14 protein-coding genes are annotated in these 16,414 nt (G+C 64.7%); 5 read left to right on the top strand and 9 right to left on the bottom strand.

From position 1 onward, the window contains the following. Position 1 precedes the first annotated feature (1 nt). Positions 2 to 1,687: a methyl-accepting chemotaxis protein gene (locus tag U5782_RS07120; protein ID WP_415914281.1), complete on the top strand. Its 1,686-nt coding sequence runs from the start codon at positions 2 to 4 to the stop codon at positions 1,685 to 1,687. Positions 1,688 to 1,905: 218 nt separating this feature from the next. On the opposite strand, the gene U5782_RS07125 is transcribed toward U5782_RS07120, so the two are convergent. From U5782_RS07125 to U5782_RS07160, 8 genes are all read right to left on the bottom strand, one after another. Then, positions 1,906 to 2,403, bottom strand: coding sequence for a hypothetical protein (locus U5782_RS07125; protein WP_322043133.1), 498 nt, complete (start codon positions 2,401 to 2,403; stop codon positions 1,906 to 1,908). A 265-nt stretch (positions 2,404 to 2,668) separates the two neighbouring features. Further along, positions 2,669 to 3,472: a 5-deoxy-glucuronate isomerase gene (gene iolB / locus U5782_RS07130; protein WP_322043134.1), complete on the bottom strand. Its 804-nt coding sequence runs from the start codon at positions 3,470 to 3,472 to the stop codon at positions 2,669 to 2,671. After that, positions 3,469 to 4,383 (bottom strand): myo-inosose-2 dehydratase, encoded by a 915-nt coding sequence (gene iolE / locus U5782_RS07135; protein WP_322043135.1) that lies wholly within the window; start codon positions 4,381 to 4,383, stop codon positions 3,469 to 3,471. Before iolE ends, iolB begins: the two co-directional genes overlap by 4 nt. A gap of 33 nt (positions 4,384 to 4,416) precedes the next feature. Further along, a complete protein-coding gene (iolD, locus tag U5782_RS07140) occupies positions 4,417 to 6,423 on the bottom strand; it encodes a 3D-(3,5/4)-trihydroxycyclohexane-1,2-dione acylhydrolase (decyclizing) (protein ID WP_322043136.1) in 2,007 nt (668 codons plus the stop codon). Continuing rightward, positions 6,420 to 8,429: a bifunctional 5-dehydro-2-deoxygluconokinase/5-dehydro-2-deoxyphosphogluconate aldolase gene (locus U5782_RS07145; RefSeq protein ID WP_322043137.1), complete on the bottom strand. Its 2,010-nt coding sequence runs from the start codon at positions 8,427 to 8,429 to the stop codon at positions 6,420 to 6,422. The genes iolD and U5782_RS07145 overlap by 4 nt, the downstream gene beginning before the upstream one ends. Before the next feature lie 49 nt (positions 8,430 to 8,478). Beyond that, complete coding sequence (locus U5782_RS07150) at positions 8,479 to 9,303, bottom strand: ATP-binding cassette domain-containing protein (protein ID WP_322043138.1); 825 nt, start codon at positions 9,301 to 9,303, stop codon at positions 8,479 to 8,481. A 13-nt stretch (positions 9,304 to 9,316) separates the two neighbouring features. Further along, positions 9,317 to 10,480 carry an ABC transporter permease gene (locus U5782_RS07155; protein WP_322043139.1) on the bottom strand — a complete coding sequence of 388 codons (1,164 nt, stop codon included), beginning with the start codon at positions 10,478 to 10,480 and terminating at the stop codon, positions 9,317 to 9,319. A 224-nt stretch (positions 10,481 to 10,704) separates the two neighbouring features. Further along, positions 10,705 to 11,766, bottom strand: coding sequence for a sugar ABC transporter substrate-binding protein (locus tag U5782_RS07160; RefSeq protein WP_322043140.1), 1,062 nt, complete (start codon positions 11,764 to 11,766; stop codon positions 10,705 to 10,707). Positions 11,767 to 12,022: 256 nt separating this feature from the next. Here U5782_RS07160 and U5782_RS07165 point away from each other — a divergent pair, with 256 nt between their 5' ends. The 4 genes from U5782_RS07165 to U5782_RS07180 all read left to right on the top strand — a co-directional run bounded on the left by U5782_RS07165 (position 12,023) and on the right by U5782_RS07180 (position 15,430). Next, positions 12,023 to 12,913, top strand: coding sequence for a MurR/RpiR family transcriptional regulator (locus U5782_RS07165; RefSeq protein WP_322043141.1), 891 nt, complete (start codon positions 12,023 to 12,025; stop codon positions 12,911 to 12,913). Continuing rightward, positions 12,906 to 13,913, top strand: a complete 1,008-nt coding sequence (gene iolG / locus U5782_RS07170) for an inositol 2-dehydrogenase (RefSeq protein ID WP_322043142.1) — start codon at positions 12,906 to 12,908, stop codon at positions 13,911 to 13,913. The genes U5782_RS07165 and iolG overlap by 8 nt, the downstream gene beginning before the upstream one ends. Before the next feature lie 81 nt (positions 13,914 to 13,994). Then, a complete protein-coding gene (locus U5782_RS07175; protein ID WP_322043143.1) occupies positions 13,995 to 15,050 on the top strand; it encodes a Gfo/Idh/MocA family oxidoreductase in 1,056 nt (351 codons plus the stop codon). 152 nt (positions 15,051 to 15,202) lie between these two features. Continuing rightward, positions 15,203 to 15,430 carry a sulfurtransferase TusA family protein gene (locus U5782_RS07180; protein ID WP_322043556.1) on the top strand — a complete coding sequence of 76 codons (228 nt, stop codon included), beginning with the start codon at positions 15,203 to 15,205 and terminating at the stop codon, positions 15,428 to 15,430. 95 nt (positions 15,431 to 15,525) lie between these two features. On the opposite strand, the gene galU is transcribed toward U5782_RS07180, so the two are convergent. Continuing rightward, positions 15,526 to 16,407 carry a UTP--glucose-1-phosphate uridylyltransferase GalU gene (galU, locus tag U5782_RS07185; RefSeq protein ID WP_322043144.1) on the bottom strand — a complete coding sequence of 294 codons (882 nt, stop codon included), beginning with the start codon at positions 16,405 to 16,407 and terminating at the stop codon, positions 15,526 to 15,528. Between the last annotated feature and the right edge of the window lie 7 nt (positions 16,408 to 16,414).

A 16,414-nucleotide genomic window follows, 5' to 3' on the forward strand; every position in this document is an offset into this window, starting at 1 on the left:
AATGAAAGAGGCCAGCCCGCGCGCGAATTTCGTGCCGGCAGTGGAAGGTGGTGCAGGTGGCGTTGGCACGGCACCGGGTGGCGCGCCGCGCGCGAGGCGGCGAGGCAAGTCAGCCGATAGCGGCAAGCTGTCGGTCAAGGCGATGCTGCGGATCGCCTTTGCGGTGGTGCTGATCGGCACGCTTGCGATGGGCGCGTTTTCGCTCGCGCAGATCAGCCGCTTGAACGATTCAACGCAGTCGATCTACGAACAGGGCCACGTTGCGAGCCGCGCTGCCGAGGAAGCGCGCGGCCACGTGCTGCGGGCGAGCCGCGCGCAGAAGATGTTGCTCACGGCCACCACGGCCAAAGAACGCGACGAACTCGGCGACGGCATCGACAAGGACCTCGCCGCACTCGGGACCGAGATGCAGGCGCTCGATCAGTACGCCGCGCAGTCGGGCGGCGATGCCCCGGCGCAGCAAAAGCAGTTCGCGGCGGCGGCGCAAACCTGGAGCGGCCATCTGCGCGACTTCGTCACGCTCGTGAAGGCGCAGCCGCTCGATCTCTCGCAGATGAGCTGGCAGGTCGGCACCCAGGACGTCTCGCTGCTCGTCGAGACCGGCAAGCTCGAAACCCTCGTCGACCAGATCGTCGCGCAGCGCGGCGCGGCCGCCAAGGCGACCATCGGGGCGTCGGCATTCATCTACAAGTCGTCGTTCGTGATGATCGCGGTGGCGACCGTTGCGCTCTTCGTGCTCGCGTTTGTCGTGAGCGAATGGGTCGTGCGACGCCTCGCGCATCAACTCGGCGGCGAGCCCGCGCATGCCAAGGCCATCGCCGCGCGCATCGCCTCGGGCGACCTTGCGCAACCCGTGACCGTGCATGCCCGCGACGCCTCCAGCATGCTCGGCGCGCTGCGCGACATGCAGAACGGCCTCTCGACCACGGTGTCGGAAATCGCCGCGAGCGCCGAGGCCATCGCCAGCGCATCGAGCCAGATCTCGACCGGCAATCTCGATCTCTCGCACCGCACCGAAGAGCAGGCTGTCGCGCTCGAACGCACCGCGAGCAGCATGGAGCAACTGACCTCGACGGTGCGCCTGAACGCGGAGAACGCGCAGCAGGCCAGCACGCTGGCGGACAACGCCTCGCAGATCGCCGAGAAGGGCGGCGCCGTGGTGGGCCGCGTGGTCGCGACGATGAACCAGATCAACGAAAGCGCGAAGAGCATCGCCGACATCATCGGCGTGATCGAGGGCATCGCGTTCCAGACCAATATTCTCGCGCTCAATGCGGCCGTCGAAGCGGCGCGCGCGGGTGAGGAAGGGCGCGGGTTCTCGGTGGTCGCGGGCGAAGTGCGCAATCTCGCGCAGCGTAGCGCGGCGGCGGCCAAGGAAATCAAGTCGCTGATCACGGCCTCGGTCGAGCGGGTGGAGAACGGCTCGACGCTCGCGACCGACGCGGGCCATACGATGGAAGAGGTCGTGAAGGCGGTGAAGCGCGTGAACGACATCATCGGCGAGATTTCGGCGGCATCGAGCGAGCAGCGCGCGGGCATCGAGGAAATCAGCCGCGCGGTCTCGCAGATGGACTCGGGCACGCAGCAGAATGCGGCGCTGGTGGAAGAGGCGACGGCCGCGGCGCAGTCGCTCGACGATCAGGCGAAGGTGCTTAAGCGGCTGGTGGGGAAGTTTCAGCTGGCTTGAGACACTGCGCGGCGTCAACATGGCATTGCGCAGTCGCTTGACCCTTCCGAGCCAAACGCAGTATTATCAGACTTCAAAACTACGTACGAGCGGGTGCGAAAAACGTAGCGCCGCCCGGGAAACTGGGTCCCACCTGGAGTGGGAGTTCTGCTGAAAGGCAGATAGAGAACCCCGCAAACGACGGCCACCGAAAGGTGGCCGTTGGTCTTTCTGGCACCTTATCCGCCAATCTTCCTGCCTTGGTACGTCGTGCGTAAAAGCGTATCGAATCTCACTTTTGCAGCAGTCGCTTGCCGTTTGGTCAGACCGCTATCCAGCAGATAGGCGGACTGTATGCGCAGGAACATGCGACGCTTGCGCTGCCTGTCCTTTTCGATCTCGAAGAAAACCGCATATTGGGAGAGGCTCCCGTCTGCATTCACCGTGTCGAGCGTGACGAAGTTCGGCTGCCTTCGATCGGCGATGGTTATCCGGCGTGTGTGCAGGCTTTGGGCGATGGCACGAAGAAATTGACGCGACAGTGCGTAACGCTGTGCGTCGAGAACGCGCTGCTCCCGGCCATCGTCGTAGATTTCGTGGCGCGGAATGTCGCAAAGCGCGCGCGTATCGCGTCGGATGCTGTGGGAAAAGCAATGGCAGGAGAACACAACCACCACCGTGAGGACAGTGCCGAGACCCGGATCAATTCTGAACGCAAAGGGATCAAGGTGGTTCAAGTCCCATGGCGTGCCGTGATAGGTAACGGGACCGAAGCAATGTGCAGACTCCGGTAGAGACTCCTCGACTTCTATTGCGAGCTGCGACATTTCTAGAGATGAATTGCAAAGCGGGGCTACTCATTCTAGGTTGACACCGCCGTGCAAATCGCAGATCGCTTTGATCTCGCTCGTACTCTTCGAATATTTCCTCCAGCCTTTGGACTTATAAAGAAACGCCGCTTTTTCAAGCGGCGTTTTTCATTTCAAAGCCCCATCGCAAGCACTACTTCGCATCCCGCTCGATGATCCACTCATGCGCGGGATCGTTATGGAAATGCCACTCGCGCGTGGGGCCGGCCATCACGTTCAGATAATACGAGTCATAGCCATACGGCACGACCACGGGGTGATAGCCGCGCGGTACCATCACGACATCGTGATCCTCCACGGCCATGGTTTCGTCCAGATCGCGCGCGTCGGTATAGACGCGCTGGAACGCGAAACCCTGCTGCGGATTGAGCCGATGGTAATAGGTCTCTTCGAGCGCGCTTTCCTGCGGCAGCCGATCGGCATCGTGCTTGTGCGGCGGATAGCTCGACGAATGCCCCGAGGGCGTACGCACCTCGACCACCAGCAACGATTCGGCCGGCTCGGTCTGCGGAAGAATATCGCAGACGTAGCGCGTATTCGCGCCCTTGCCGCGCGCGGAGCGCTTCATCTGCGCGGGGTCGATCACGCGCACCGGCAGCGTGCCTTGCGCGGGCGCGCTCGCCACGCCTACTTCGGCGTCGCGCAAGGCGCGCACGGTCGCCTTCACGCCGGGCGGCACATAAAGCGCATGGGGCGCGGCATCCTCGAACACGCTGTCGCGCGAGCCGAGGCTCGAATAACGCTCGCCGTTCACCTCGATATCCACCGCACCCGAAAGCACGACGATGCAGCTTTCGCGATTCGTCTCATAGATATGCACGACTTCGTCGGTGCCGAGCCGATACGCGGCGAAGCCGACATAACGCCAGCCCGCCGTGGAAGGCGTGACGCGCGCGATCGTCTGGCCTTCGCGCGAGGCTTTGACCAGCAGGCTCATGCTGCCTCCTTTGTTTCGGTGTCCGTTGCATCGACGAGCGTGCGCAGCGTGCGATAGCCCTTTTGCGCGTATTCGTAGGACGGCGCGATCACGGGGTCCTGTTCGGCTTCGACCACAAGCCAGCCGCGATAGCCGTGCCGCATGAGCCGCGCGATGATGGACGGAAAATCGACCGCGCCATCGCCAGGAACGGTGAAGGCGCCCGCGAGCACGGCGTCGAGAAAGCTCCAGTTGCGATTGCGCGCGAGCTTCACGACGGCGGGGCGCACGTCCTTGCAATGCACGTGACAGACGCGCGCGATGTGCTTGTCGAGTTCCTTGATGGGGTCGCCGCCCGCGAAGGTGATATGGCCCGCGTCGAACAGCAGGCCCACGGCGTCGCTCGTGCGCGCCATCAGTTTGTCGACGTCGGCGGGCGTTTCCACATACGCGCCCATGTGATGGTGATAGGCGAGACGCACGCCGCGCGACAACGTGTGCTGCGCAAAGCGCTCCACGCGCGCGGCGTACTCGTCCCACTGCTGGTCGCTAAAGAAACGCGGACGCTGATAGAGCGGGCGCGGCGCGCCCTGGATCGAATCGGCGACCTCGCCATAGACCATGACTGTCGCGCCGTTTTGCGCAAGCAGGTCGAGATGCGGCTCCACGGCGGCGATCTCTTCCTCGACGCTGCGTTTGGCGAGCATGCCCGAATACCAGCCCGACACCAGCGAGAGGTCGTATTGCGCGAGCAGTGCCTTGAGCGCCTGCGGCTCGCGCGGAAACTTGTTGCCGAGCTCGAACCCCTCATAGCCGATCTCGCGCCCTTCGGTGAGTGCGGTGGAAAGCGGCGTTTCGCCGCCGAGCGAGGGCAGGTCGTCGTTCATCCACGACAGCGGATTGATGCCAATACGTACGTCAAATGCGCTCATGTGCGTGCCTCGATCTGGGGATCGTGAATTGCGTCATGCGTTGAAAGTGGGATTGCCTTCGGCATCGTCTTGCCCGGCCTCGTTCTTTACGTCGACCTGCGGCGCACGCCCGCTGCGTTGCGCGAGCTTGTCGTCGTAGCGCTCGCGCGCCTCGCGCACGGCCGCGCGCGGCGAGACCTCGGGCACCGCCACTTCCCACCACCAGCCGCCGTCCTCGGTCGTGCGGGCCGGGTCGGTGTCGATGCTGATGAGGTAGGTGCGCGAAGCCGCGCGTGCGCGTTGCAGCGCCGCTTCGAGTTCCGCGACGTTGGCGACGTGCTCGGCCTGCGCGCCCAGCGAGCGGGCATGCGAGGCGAAGTCGATGCGCGGCGCGCCCAACGGACCTTGCGCGCAATCCTCGAACAGGTTGTTGAACGGAGCATTGCCGCAGGCCTGCTGCAATCGGTTGATGCAGCCATAACCGCGATTGTCGAGCACGACAATGATGAGCTTCGCGCCTAGCATCACGGACGTGGCGATCTCGCTGTTCATCATCAGATAGCTGCCGTCGCCGACCATCACGATCACTTCGCGTTCGGGCCGCGCGAGCTTGGCGCCGAGTCCCCCCGCGATCTCGTAGCCCATGCACGAGTAACCGTATTCGACGTGATACGCGCCGGGCTGGCCCGCGCGCCAGAGCTTGTGCAACTCGGCGGGCAGCGTGCCGGCTGCGCAGACGACGATATCTTCGGTGTACGAACGGCTGGAGGAGCGCTGCACGGCGCCGATCACATCGGCGTCGTAGGGCAGGCAGTTGCGTTCCTGCGGGGCGTGTGTAACCCGCTCGACGCTCGCGCGCCAGTCGCTGGCGAGTTGCAGCGCGTTGGCGCTCCAGTCGGCTTCGGCGCGCCAGTTCACCAGCGCTTCGTCCAGCGCGGCGAGCGCGAGTTTCGCGTCGGCCTGCACGGCCACGCTGTCGAGCTTGAGCGTGTCGAACCCGTTGGCATTGATGCTGACGACGCGCGCGTTCGCGAACAGCGAGTTCGAGCCGGTCGTGAAGTCTTGCAGGCGCGTGCCGACCGCGAGCACGCAGTCGGCGTCGCGCGCCAGGGCGTTGGCCGCGGGCGAACCCGTCACGCCGATCGCACCCGCGTTGAGCGGATCGTCCCAGGCGAGCGTGCCCTTGCCGGCCTGTGTTTCCGCGACTGGAATACCGTGCGCGGCGGCGAACGCCTGCAATTGGGGCGCTGCGCGCGAGTACAGCACGCCGCCGCCCGCGACGATCAGCGGACGTTTGGCGCGATGCAATTGCGCGATGGCCGCGTCGATTTCGCTCTGCACCGGGGCAGGCGCGTGGAAGGTGACGAGGCGCGGCGTAAAGAAGCTCGCCGGATAGTCCCACGCCATCGCCTGCACGTCCTGCGGCAGCGCGAGCGTGACCGGGCCACAGAGCGCCGCATCGGTCAGCACGCGCAGCGCGCGCGGCAGGGCGGTGAGCAACTGGGCGGGATGGACGATGCGGTCGAAGTAGCGCGAAACGGGCTTGAGCGTATCGTTGGCGGACAGTCCGCCATCCTGCAGATCTTCGATTTGCTGAAGCACCGGGTCCGGTTCGCGCGAGACGAAGATGTCGCCGGGCAGCAGCAGAACCGGCAGGCGGTTCACATGCGCGAGCGCGGCAGCGGTGACGAGATTGGTTGCGCCTGGGCCGATCGAAGTCGTGACCGCCATCATGCGCCGGCGAAAATGCGCCTTCGCATAAGCGATCGCGCTATGCGCCATCGCCTGCTCGTTGTGCGCGCGCAGCGTCGGCAACTCATGGCGATACTGATAGAGCGCTTCGCCAATACCCGCCACGTTGCCGTGCCCGAAGATCGCGAACACGCCGCCGAACAGCGGCTCGGTACGGCCCGAACCGTCCTCGCAGGCTACGCGCTGGGCCGCGAGATAGCGCACCAGCGCCTGGGCCGCGGTAAGACGCACGGTCGCGCCCTGTGCGCTTTGTCCATACGGCGCATGTTCCTGAGCCGCACCGGCGATGGGAGCAATGCGTTGATTCATGCCGCTTTCTCCTCATGCGCGATGGGCGCGTGCGACTGGCCTTGCGCATCGCCGCGCGCCGCGCGCCAGGCCGCGATCAGCGTCTCGAAGGCACGCCGCACGCGGGCGATCACTTCCTTGTCGTCGATCTCGCCCTTGAGCCAGGCGAGGCTCGGCTCGTAGAAGATCGTGCGGCCGACGGTAAAGCCACGGCAGGTTTCCGAAGCCGCCGCCGCCGCGAAGCCGCTCATGAGCTGGTCCATCGGCGCGGACAGGCCGAGCAGCACGACACCACGGCAATGCGGATCGCGCTCGGCGATCAGCGCGTCGATGGCGCGCCACTGCGCCGCGTCCGTCGGCTCGAGCTTCCACCATTCGGGGTAGAGGCCGATGTTGTAGAGCCGCTTGAGCGCGCGATAGACCGTGTCGGGCGCATTCGGCTTGCCGTCGAGTTTGGGCGGAATCACTTCGAGCAGCAGTTCGTGGCCGCTCGCCTGCACGGCGTCGTAGAGCGCGCGCAACTGCGCTTCCTGTTCGAGGCGCTGCTCGATGGGCTCGTCGGGATGGAACTGCACTAGGCACTTGACCGTATGCCCGATGGGCCAGGCGGCCAGCGTCGTGCCGATCGAGCGGCCATGATCGAACACGAGCGGCACGGAACCCGGCAACTCCACCGGGCGGCCGATCCACCAGTCGCGCCCGGTCGCGGCGTTGAGCGCGTCCTGGCCGTAGCGGTCGTCGATCAGCACGCCGATCTTGCCTTGCAGGCCGAGCGCGCTTTCCGTCTGCGCGACGGCTTCCACGAAGAGGTTCTTCAGATACGAGATGCGTGCCTCGCTCGCGCCCGTCTGCTGCGTGAGATCGAAGAACTGGTTGCGATGATCGAAAGCGAAGCCGAGCACTTCGTCGTACTGCTTGCGCGCGGGCGTGACGCGATGCAGGCGCGCGAGCGTTGCGTCGCGGTCGGGGCGGCGCATGCGCACGGGGTCCGCTTTCGCTTCGGCGAGGAAGTAATCGAGTTCGGCGGGCGTGGGCATGGCAGGCGCACAACCGTGGCGCGAGACCACCAGCGCGCCGCAGGCGTTGGCCGAGCGCGCACAGTCTTCGAGCGGCGCATCGCGCAGCCAGCCCGAGAGAAAGCCCGAGGCGAACGCGTCGCCCGCGCCCAGCACGTTGAGCACTTCGACTTCGACGCCGCGCTGCATCGGCAAGTCGTCGAGCGAGGCGGGCACCGCGCCTTCGACGATCTGGCAGCCAAGCGGCCCGCGCTTGACCAGCAGTGTCGCGGCCGTGACTTCGCGCACGCGTTCAAGCGCGGCGACAAGATCGTCCTTGCCGCCCGCGATGCGGAATTCTTCCTCCGTGCCGATCACGAGATCGAACTGCGGCAGGATGCGCTGCAAATGCTCGCTCACGCCGGCGCTGGCGACAAAGCGCGTCTCGCCGTCGGCCTTGCCCGTGAGGCCCCAGAGCACCGGGCGATAGTCGATGTCGAGCACGGTGCGCACGTTGTTGCGGCGCGCGTACTCCAGCGCTTGCAGGCTCGTGCGGTTGACCTGTTCGGTGGAGAAGTGCGTGCCGGTGATGAGCAGCGCCTTCGACGAGGCGATGAACGCTTCGTCGAAATCGGCCGGATCGACCGCCATGTCCGCGCAGTTCTCGCGATAGAAGATCAGCGGGAAGGTGTCGCGATCCTTGATGCCCAGCAGCACGAGCGCGGTGAGGCGTTCGTGATCGACGCGCACGTGGCTCGTGTCGCAGCCTTCTTTCGTGAGCGTTTCGACGAGAAAGCGGCCCATGTGGTCGTCGCCCACGCGCGTGAGCATGGCCGACTTCAGGCCCAGACGCGCGCAGCCGAACGCGATGTTCGCCGACGAGCCGCCCAGATACTTGGCAAACGTGGAGACGTCTTCGAGCCGCGCGCCGACCTGCTGCGCGTAGAGATCGACGCCGAGGCGCCCCAGACAGACGATGTCCCGGCTGCGCTCCGGCGCGAAGCGGCTCGGGGTGGTGCGGGTGATGGCCATGTGCATTCCTGATGTGTTCTGTTCGCGTTTGCGCGGGGGCTGCGGTGGCTCAGATGGTCGCGCCGTCGAGTTCGGCGATCATCTTCTGCATTTCCGCGCCGCCCGCCATCATGTCGAGGACCTCGTTCTTCGTGATCGTGTCCTTCGTGTAGGTGCCGAGCGAGCGGCCGCGATTGAGCAGCGTGAACGAATCGCCGATCGGGTAGGCGTGATGCACGTTGTGGGTGATGAAGATCACCGAGATGCCCTTGGCGCGCGCGGCGTGGATCAGCTTGAGCACGTTGAAGCTCTGCTTCACGCCCAGCGCGGCGGTAGGCTCGTCGAGAATCAGCACGCGCGCGCCGAAGTGAATGGCCCGTGCGATAGCGAGACACTGGCGCTCGCCGCCCGACATCGTGCCGATCGCCTGATGCGGATCGCGCACATGGATGCCCATTTCGGCCAGACGATCCTTGGCGATGGTTGCGCTCGAATCGAGATCCATCACGTTGATGAAACCGAACAGCTTCTTCTGCGGCTCGCGGCCCATGAAGAAGTTGCGCGCGACCGATAGCAGCGGCACCAGCGCGAGATCCTGATAGACGGTCGCGATGCCCAGATCGAGCGCGTCTTTGGGCGACTCGAAATGCACCGGCTTGCCATCCACGAAATACTGGCCGGTGGTGGGTGCATGGACGCCTGCGAGCGTCTTGATGAGCGTGGACTTGCCCGCGCCGTTGTCGCCGAGCAGGCAGTGCACCTCGCCGCGCTTGAGGCGCAGCGTGACGCCGTTGAGTGCGATGACCTTGCCGAAATGCTTGCTGACGTTGTCGAGCGCGAGAATGATGTCGTCGTTCGCGGTCGTATTCGCGGTCGTTTGAGTGGTGTCCGACATGGTGGCCTCCGTCTTACGATTGCGCGACGCGGCGGCGCACATAGTGGTTGAAGAGCACGGCGACCAGCAACATGCCGCCGAGGAACACGCGGAACCAGTCCGAATCGATGTTGGTGTACGTGATGCCGATCTGCACGACGCCGAAGATGAGCGCGCCGAACGCCGCGCCGATCACCGAACCGTAGCCGCCCGTGAGCAGCGAGCCGCCGATCACCGCGGCGATGATGGCCTCGAATTCCTTCTGCAAGCCGCGGTCGGCAGCCGCCGAGCCGATGTCGCAGACCTGCAGCACAGCAAAGAGGCACGAGCAGAACGCGGTCAGCATGAAGAGCGAAATCTTGACGCGCTTGACCGGCACGCCCACGTTCTTGGCGGCGTTGGCGTCGCCGCCCACGGCGAAGATCCAGTTGCCGTAGCGGGTTCTGGCGAGCGTGAAGGCGCCGATGATGACGAGCGCGATCCACCAGAGAATCACCTTCGGCACGCCCGGCACGAGTGGCTGGCCGCTATCGAGCATCTTGCCGATGCCAACGTGGGCGAGCGCCACGAACAGGCCCTTGAACGCCGTGCCGTGAAACAGCAGGTTGGTCAGGTAATCGGCTTTGGCGACGTCGCCTACGCCGGAGACGATGGTGCGGTCGGCGAACATGATCGAGAGCGCGAGCGTCAGGCCGCGCAGGATGAACAGAAACGCGAGCGTGACGATGAACGAGGGCAGCCGCGTGCGCACCACGAGGTAGCCGTTGAGCGCGCCGAGCGCGGTGCAGCCCGCGAACGCAAACAGGATCGAGAGCAGGATCGGCCAGTGGAAGTACATCGTCGGGATGGCGACCATCATGCCCGCGAAGCCGATCATCGAGCCGATGGAGAGGTCGAATTCGCCGGCGATCATCAACAGACACGCGCCAACGGCAAGGATGCCTAAATAAGCCGCGACTTGTGACCAGTTCATCACGCCGTCGAGGTCGAACATGCCGGAGCCGCCTGCGCCGATCGCGAAGACGGCGAACACGAGCACGGTTCCCGAAATCGCGGCGAACTCGGGACGGCCGAGCAGATGGCCGAACCACGATTCATGACGCACACGTTCGTCGCTCGCGGGCGCGGCGCTCGGCGGCTGCGGTGCGCCGCTGTCGTCCTGTGCGTGGGAGGGGAAGTGTTTGCCGGCTACACCCATGATGTCTCCTTAGTGGGTCGCGCATAGCGCTTGAGCGCCTCGCGCGATCCCATGCAAAGCTTGAATCGCGAGGCCAGTTATCGCGAGTGCGTGACTGGCTCGGTGAATTGACACGCGGCGGGGCAAGCGAAGGGCGAGGCAGATTCGCGTGATGCGTGCCGCCGCCGCGCGTGGCTGACGAAGCTACGGATGAAAGAGCGTACGAAACAGCGGGATCAGTGCAATCAGCGGTACTGACCCGCGTACTTCACGACCTTGTCCAGATTCTCCTTGGTGATGAAGCCCGGGCCCGAGCGGATATTCTTCGGGCCGTAGGACGGTTGCAGGCCATAGGTATCGAGGCGCTGCTTGAACTTGGGATTCGCTTCGAGGATCTGGCGAATCTTCGCGGGATCGGTGGTGTGATCCTTCTTCACGATCGCCAGCACGGCCACCGGAATGTAGCCCTGCAGGTAGGGTTGCTGATCGATGGCGAACTGGATCGTGCCCGCGCGAATCGCCTTGGCGATCTCATCCGAGAAGTCGAAGGTGCAGAAGTAGATCTTGTTCGCGAGGCCCATCTGCTGGACCGCCTTGAGCGTGGCCGCAGCCGGGACCGGGCCGAGCGTGAGGATCGCGCCCGTGTTCGGATGGTTGCGCAGGTAGGCGCTGACCTTCGACTGGATTTCCGTCGGGTCCTGGCCCGAGTCGATCGTCGAGGTCTTGTAGTCGACACCAATCGCATCGGCGAAACCGCGGCAGCGATCGAACGACACCGTGTTGGTGGCGATGTGGTTCACGCACAGGAACGACTTCACGCCCGCGGCCTTGGCCTTTTCGCCAGCGGCGTGGCCCGCCACGTATTCGGGCTGGCCCACGTGCATGATCGCGCCCAGTTGTTCGCTTTGCTCTTCGGTGCCGGAGTTGATCGTGACGAGCGGGATTTTCTTGGCCGTGACCTTGGAGATGGAGCTCTTGAGGACGTCGAAGTCGGCGATGGTGGTGATGACACCGTCGTAGTTGCGCGCGGCGGCTTGCTCGATCAGACGCGCCATGTCGGCGATGTCGCCGTTGGGCGGATTGCGGTAGTCGGTTTCGACGTTGAAGTCTTCGTCGGCCTGCTTGATGGCGTTCTTGATCACGTTCCACCACGAGTCCGAATCGGGCGCGTGGCTGATCAGCACGAAGTGCGCGTCGGCAGCCTGGGCGGTCTGCGCGCCCACTACGCTCAAGCCGGTCAAACCCGCTGCCAGCGTGAACGCCGCAGCCAGCTTTCGGAGCATGGTCTTGCCCTTGCGTTGCGTCATTGTCTCCACCTTTCTCGGTCTGTTCGTTCGTTTTTGAGATGAGCGTCGCGCTCCATTCCTGCGCCGCTCATCGACAAGATTAGGCGATCGTCCAGGCGCTTGCAACAGAAATTTCATTGCAAATAAAAATGGAAAATCTGTTCCATTCGATTGAAGCGGTGCCTATAATCGGCTCCGTTAGCCAGGCGCGGATCGCCCGCCCAGTAAGGGTTTGCGGCAGTGCGGCAATTGGCAGGGGAAAGTAGGGAAAACGATCATGGCGGATGAAACCAGCGACGCTGTAGCGGGCGTGGACGAATTGATGCAGCGCATCGCACACGAGTACGAGGCGCTGCCGCGTCAACTGAAAAGCATCGCGACGTATATCGAACAGAACCGCGCGAGCGTGATGATGGACCGCACGAGCGACATTGCCGCGAGCTGCGGCGTGCACCCGTCCGCGGTGGTGCGCTTTGCGCAGCGCTTTGGCTTTTCGGGCTTCTCGGATCTGCAGGCGGTGTTTCGCCAGGCGTACGCGGGGCAGGGTGTGTCGGCGACGAGTTACCAGCAGCGCATACGCCAGCTGATCGACGCGAAGGACGGCGAGGCCAGCCCGGCGCTGGGCGGCACGGTCGCGCGCGAATTCATCGGCGCGTGCCGCAGCGGCCTCGACGAACTGGAAGCGGGCCTCGACGACGCGCAGTTCGACGCCGCCGTGCAGATGCTCGAACACGCGGACAACATCTATGTGATCGGCGTGCGCCGCTCGTTTCCGGTGGCGAGCTACATCGTGTATGCGCTGCAACATACGCGCAAGCGCGTACATCTGGTCTCGGGTCTCGGCGGCATGTATCACGAGCAGATCCGCAGCGTGAAGAAGGGCGACGTGGTGGTCGCCATCAGCTTCGCGCCCTACGGCAAGGAGACGCAATACTGCCTGCGCACCGCGCAGCAACATCAGGCGAAGACGCTGGTGATCACCGACAGCCAGCTGTCGCCGCTCGCGCGTCACGCCGATGCGCAACTCTATGTGAAGGAGGGGAGCGCGTTCGCGTTCCGCTCGCTGACCAGCACGTTTTGCCTGTGCCAGGCGCTGTTCGTGGCGCTTGCGTACCGGCTCGAACTCAACGTAGAAGAATCGACCGACCCTGGAGGATACGATGACTGATGGAAAGACGCTGAACGTCGCGGTTTTCGGCGCGGGCCGCATTGGCCGCATCCACGCGGCGAATCTCGCGCGCCAGCCCGGCGTGCGTCTGAAGTACGTGATCGACGTGAACCGCGAGGCCGCCGCCGCGCTCGCCACGCAGCATGGCGCGCAGGTGAGCGATGTGGATAGCGCATTTGGCGATGCGCAGATCGACGCCACGGTGATCTGCTCCTCGACCGATACGCATTCCGAACTAATCCTGAAGTCGGCCGCGGCGGGCAAGCATATCTTCTGCGAGAAGCCCGTCGATCTCGCCATCGGCCGTGCGCGCGAGTGCGCCGAGGCCGTCGCGCGTGCGGGCGTGGTCGCCATGATCGGTTTTCAACGCCGCTACGATCCGACCTTCGCCGCGCTCAAGACGCGGCTGGACGCGGGCGAGATCGGCACGCCGGAAATGCTGATCGTGACGAGTCGCGATCCGGGCGCGCCGCCCGTCGAGTACATCAAGCACTCGGGCGGCATCTTCAAGGACATGCTGATTCACGACTTCGATATCTTCCGCTGGATTCTGGACGACGAAGCCGAGAGCGTGCATGCCACGGGCAGTTGCCTGTCCGATCCGGCGATCGCTGATGCGGGCGATATCGACTCGACGGCGGTGACGATCCGCACCAAGCGCGGTCGTCTTTGCCAGATCAACACGGCGCGGCGCGCGGCGTATGGCTACGACCAGCGCTTCGAGATTCTCGGCAGCGAAGGCATGCTGCAAGCCGGCAACATGAAGCCGACCGAGGTGGTGGCGTGGTCAAAGACCTCGGTGGCGCAGGACGTGCCGGAAGCGTTCTTCCTCGAACGTTATCGCGCGGCCTATGCGCGTGAAATGGCGCATTTTCACGAGGCCGTGACGCAGGGCGTGCCGGTGCGTACGAGTGTCGCGGATGGACTGAAGGCGCTCGAACTGGCCGAAGCGGCGGCACTGTCGTGGCGCGAAGGACGCGTGGTCAAGCTGGGCAGCTAAAAGGAACGCTGGCGTCGCTTCTCATGAAGCGGCGCTCGATCTATGTCAAGGATTCCGAATCAATATCGAAGGAGACGGACCATGCAAGCAAGCGATCGTGCCCGGCCATTGCGCGTGGGTGTGGCGGGACTGGGGCGGCTCGGACGGCGGCACGCGCAGAATCTCGCGTTTCGTGTGCCGGGCGCCACGCTGGCGGCGGCGTGCAGCCCGCTGGAAGACGACCTCACGTGGGCGCGCACCGCACTGCCTGACGCGCGTCTGTATAGCGACTACGCGCAACTGCTCGCCGACGACTCGCTCGACGCCGTGTGGCTCGTGACGCCCTCGGCGCTGCACGCACAGCAGATCGTCGACGCGTTGCGCGCGGGCAAGCACGTGTTCTGCGAAAAGCCGCTGTCGCTCGATGTGGCCGAATGCGAGCGCGTGGTCGAAGAGTCGCGGCGTTTTCCTGGGCAACAGGTGACCATCGGCTTCATGCGCCGTTTCGATCCGAGCTATCACGACGCCTTCGAAAGACTGCGCGCGGGCGCCATCGGCCGGCCTTTTCTCGTGCGTTCGCAGACCTGCGATCTCAACGATCCCGATGGCTTCTTCGTGCGCTTCGCGCCGGGCTCGGGCGGCATTTTCCTCGACTGCACCGTGCACGATATCGACGTCGCGCGCTGGCTGCTCGGCAAGCCGCGCGCCACGCGGGTCTACGCGGCGGGCGCGGTCGCGCTGCACGAAGGCCTGCGCGAATTCGGCGACGTCGATAACGGCGTGGCGATCTGCGAGTTCGAAGGCGGCAAGCTCGCAATGTTCTATGCGTCGCGCACCATGGCGCACGGCAACGATACGTCGAGCGAGGTGATCGGCACGGCCGGCGCGCTGGCGATTGGCCGCGTGCCGCGCAACAACCGCGTGGAGATCTACGACGCGCATGGCGCGCGCAGCGAATGCACGCCGACCTTTTTCGACCGTTTCGAGGAAGCGTTCCTGATCGAGGCGCAGGCCTTCGTCGCGGCGGTGCGTGCGCGCCTGAACGGGGCGGCCACCGACGCGGGCGAAGGCGCGACGCTGGAGGATGCGCTGGAGGCGACACGCATCGGCTACGCGCTGCGGCAATCGCTGCACACGGGGCAGGCGGTCACGCTCTGAGGCTGGGCGGGGTGAGGTGCCGGGCGTGACAGGGCGCGCCTGCGGTAAAATCGCTGTTATCTGACGCACCGAGCAGACGCACAGCGCCAACAACGTGACGGAAACTCACCTCACGCCAAGGCGCGCCACAGAAGGATCCCACCCCGATGCAGATTGAGGTTCACAAGGAAGTGGATGCGCGCGGGCTGAGCTGCCCGCTGCCCATCCTGCGCGCCAAGAAGGCGCTCGCCGACATGGAAAGCGGCCAGATTCTCAAGGTCCTCGCGACCGATCCCGGTTCGCAGCGCGATTTCGCCGCGTTCGCGAAGCAGACCGGCAACGAGATCGTGGAGAGCACGCAGCAGGAAAAGACGTTCGTGTTCCTGATGCGCCGCCGCTGAAAGCTGCCGCAACGCCCGCGCTCAGCGCATAAAAAAGCCCGCAATCTTGCGATTGCGGGCTTTTTCATTACTGACGGTGAAATGAAGGCGAAAACTTAGCCTTCGAGCACCGGGTTGCGCGTGCGCAGGTATTCGGCGAAGTCGTCGGCCACTTCCGGGTGACGCAGCGCGAATTCCACGGTCGCCTTCAGGTAACCGAGCTTGCTGCCGCAGTCGAAACGCGTGCCGTGATACTTGTACGCCAGCACCTGCTCGTCGGCGAGCAGAGACTGGATCGCGTCGGTGAGCTGGAGCTCGCCGCCCGCGCCCGGCTTGAGCGCGCGCAGATGGTCGAAAATACGCGGCTTGAGCACGTAGCGGCCCACCACGCCCAGGTTCGACGGCGCGACTTCGGGCGCCGGCTTTTCGACGATGCCCGAGAGCTTGACGATCGAGTCTTCCCACTCCTTGCCGTCGACGATGCCGTACGAGCGCGTTTCCGAGGGCGGAATCTCTTCCACGCCCAGCACCGAGCTATGGTAGTGGTCGAACACGTCGACCATCTGCTTCATCACCGGCGGCGTGCCGTACAGCAGGTCGTCCGCGAGGATCACGGCGAACGGGTTGTCGCCCACCAGCTTTTCGGCGCACAGCACGGCATGGCCCAGACCCAGCGCTTCCGGCTGGCGCACGTAGAAGCAGTCCACGTTGTTCGGCTTGATGCTGCGAACCAGCTCGAGCAGCTTGGCCTTGCCGCGTGCTTCGAGTTCCGCTTCGATCTCATACGACTTGTCGAAATGGTCCTCGATCGCGCGCTTGCTGCGGCCGGTCACGAAAATCATTTCCGTGATGCCCGCGGCGACGGCTTCTTCCACCGCGTACTGGATCAGCGGTTTGTCGACGACCGGCAGCATTTCCTTCGGGCTGGCTTTCGTCGCCGGAAGGAAGCGCGTGCCGAGGCCCGCCACCGGGAATACCGCTTTGGTAACTTTTAGCATGTCTGTT

The sequence above is a fragment of the Paraburkholderia sp. J67 genome (assembly GCF_905220265.1).
Taxonomy (GTDB): Bacteria; Pseudomonadota; Gammaproteobacteria; order Burkholderiales; family Burkholderiaceae; genus Paraburkholderia.

Excerpts from the sequence above, each read along its gene's own strand:
- U5782_RS07120 (WP_415914281.1), top strand. The coding sequence starts at position 2 with ATGAAAGAGGCCAGCCCGCGCGCGAATTTCGTGCCGGCAGTGGAAGGT.
- iolB (WP_322043134.1), bottom strand. The coding sequence starts at position 3,472 with ATGAGCCTGCTGGTCAAAGCCTCGCGCGAAGGCCAGACGATCGCGCGC.
- iolE (WP_322043135.1), bottom strand. The coding sequence starts at position 4,383 with ATGAGCGCATTTGACGTACGTATTGGCATCAATCCGCTGTCGTGGATG.
- iolD (WP_322043136.1), bottom strand. The coding sequence starts at position 6,423 with ATGAATCAACGCATTGCTCCCATCGCCGGTGCGGCTCAGGAACATGCG.
- U5782_RS07145 (WP_322043137.1), bottom strand. The coding sequence starts at position 8,429 with ATGGCCATCACCCGCACCACCCCGAGCCGCTTCGCGCCGGAGCGCAGC.
- U5782_RS07150 (WP_322043138.1), bottom strand. The coding sequence starts at position 9,303 with ATGTCGGACACCACTCAAACGACCGCGAATACGACCGCGAACGACGAC.
- U5782_RS07155 (WP_322043139.1), bottom strand. The coding sequence starts at position 10,480 with ATGGGTGTAGCCGGCAAACACTTCCCCTCCCACGCACAGGACGACAGC.
- U5782_RS07160 (WP_322043140.1), bottom strand. The coding sequence starts at position 11,766 with ATGACGCAACGCAAGGGCAAGACCATGCTCCGAAAGCTGGCTGCGGCG.
- U5782_RS07165 (WP_322043141.1), top strand. The coding sequence starts at position 12,023 with ATGGCGGATGAAACCAGCGACGCTGTAGCGGGCGTGGACGAATTGATG.
- iolG (WP_322043142.1), top strand. The coding sequence starts at position 12,906 with ATGACTGATGGAAAGACGCTGAACGTCGCGGTTTTCGGCGCGGGCCGC.
- U5782_RS07175 (WP_322043143.1), top strand. The coding sequence starts at position 13,995 with ATGCAAGCAAGCGATCGTGCCCGGCCATTGCGCGTGGGTGTGGCGGGA.
- galU (WP_322043144.1), bottom strand. The coding sequence starts at position 16,407 with ATGCTAAAAGTTACCAAAGCGGTATTCCCGGTGGCGGGCCTCGGCACG.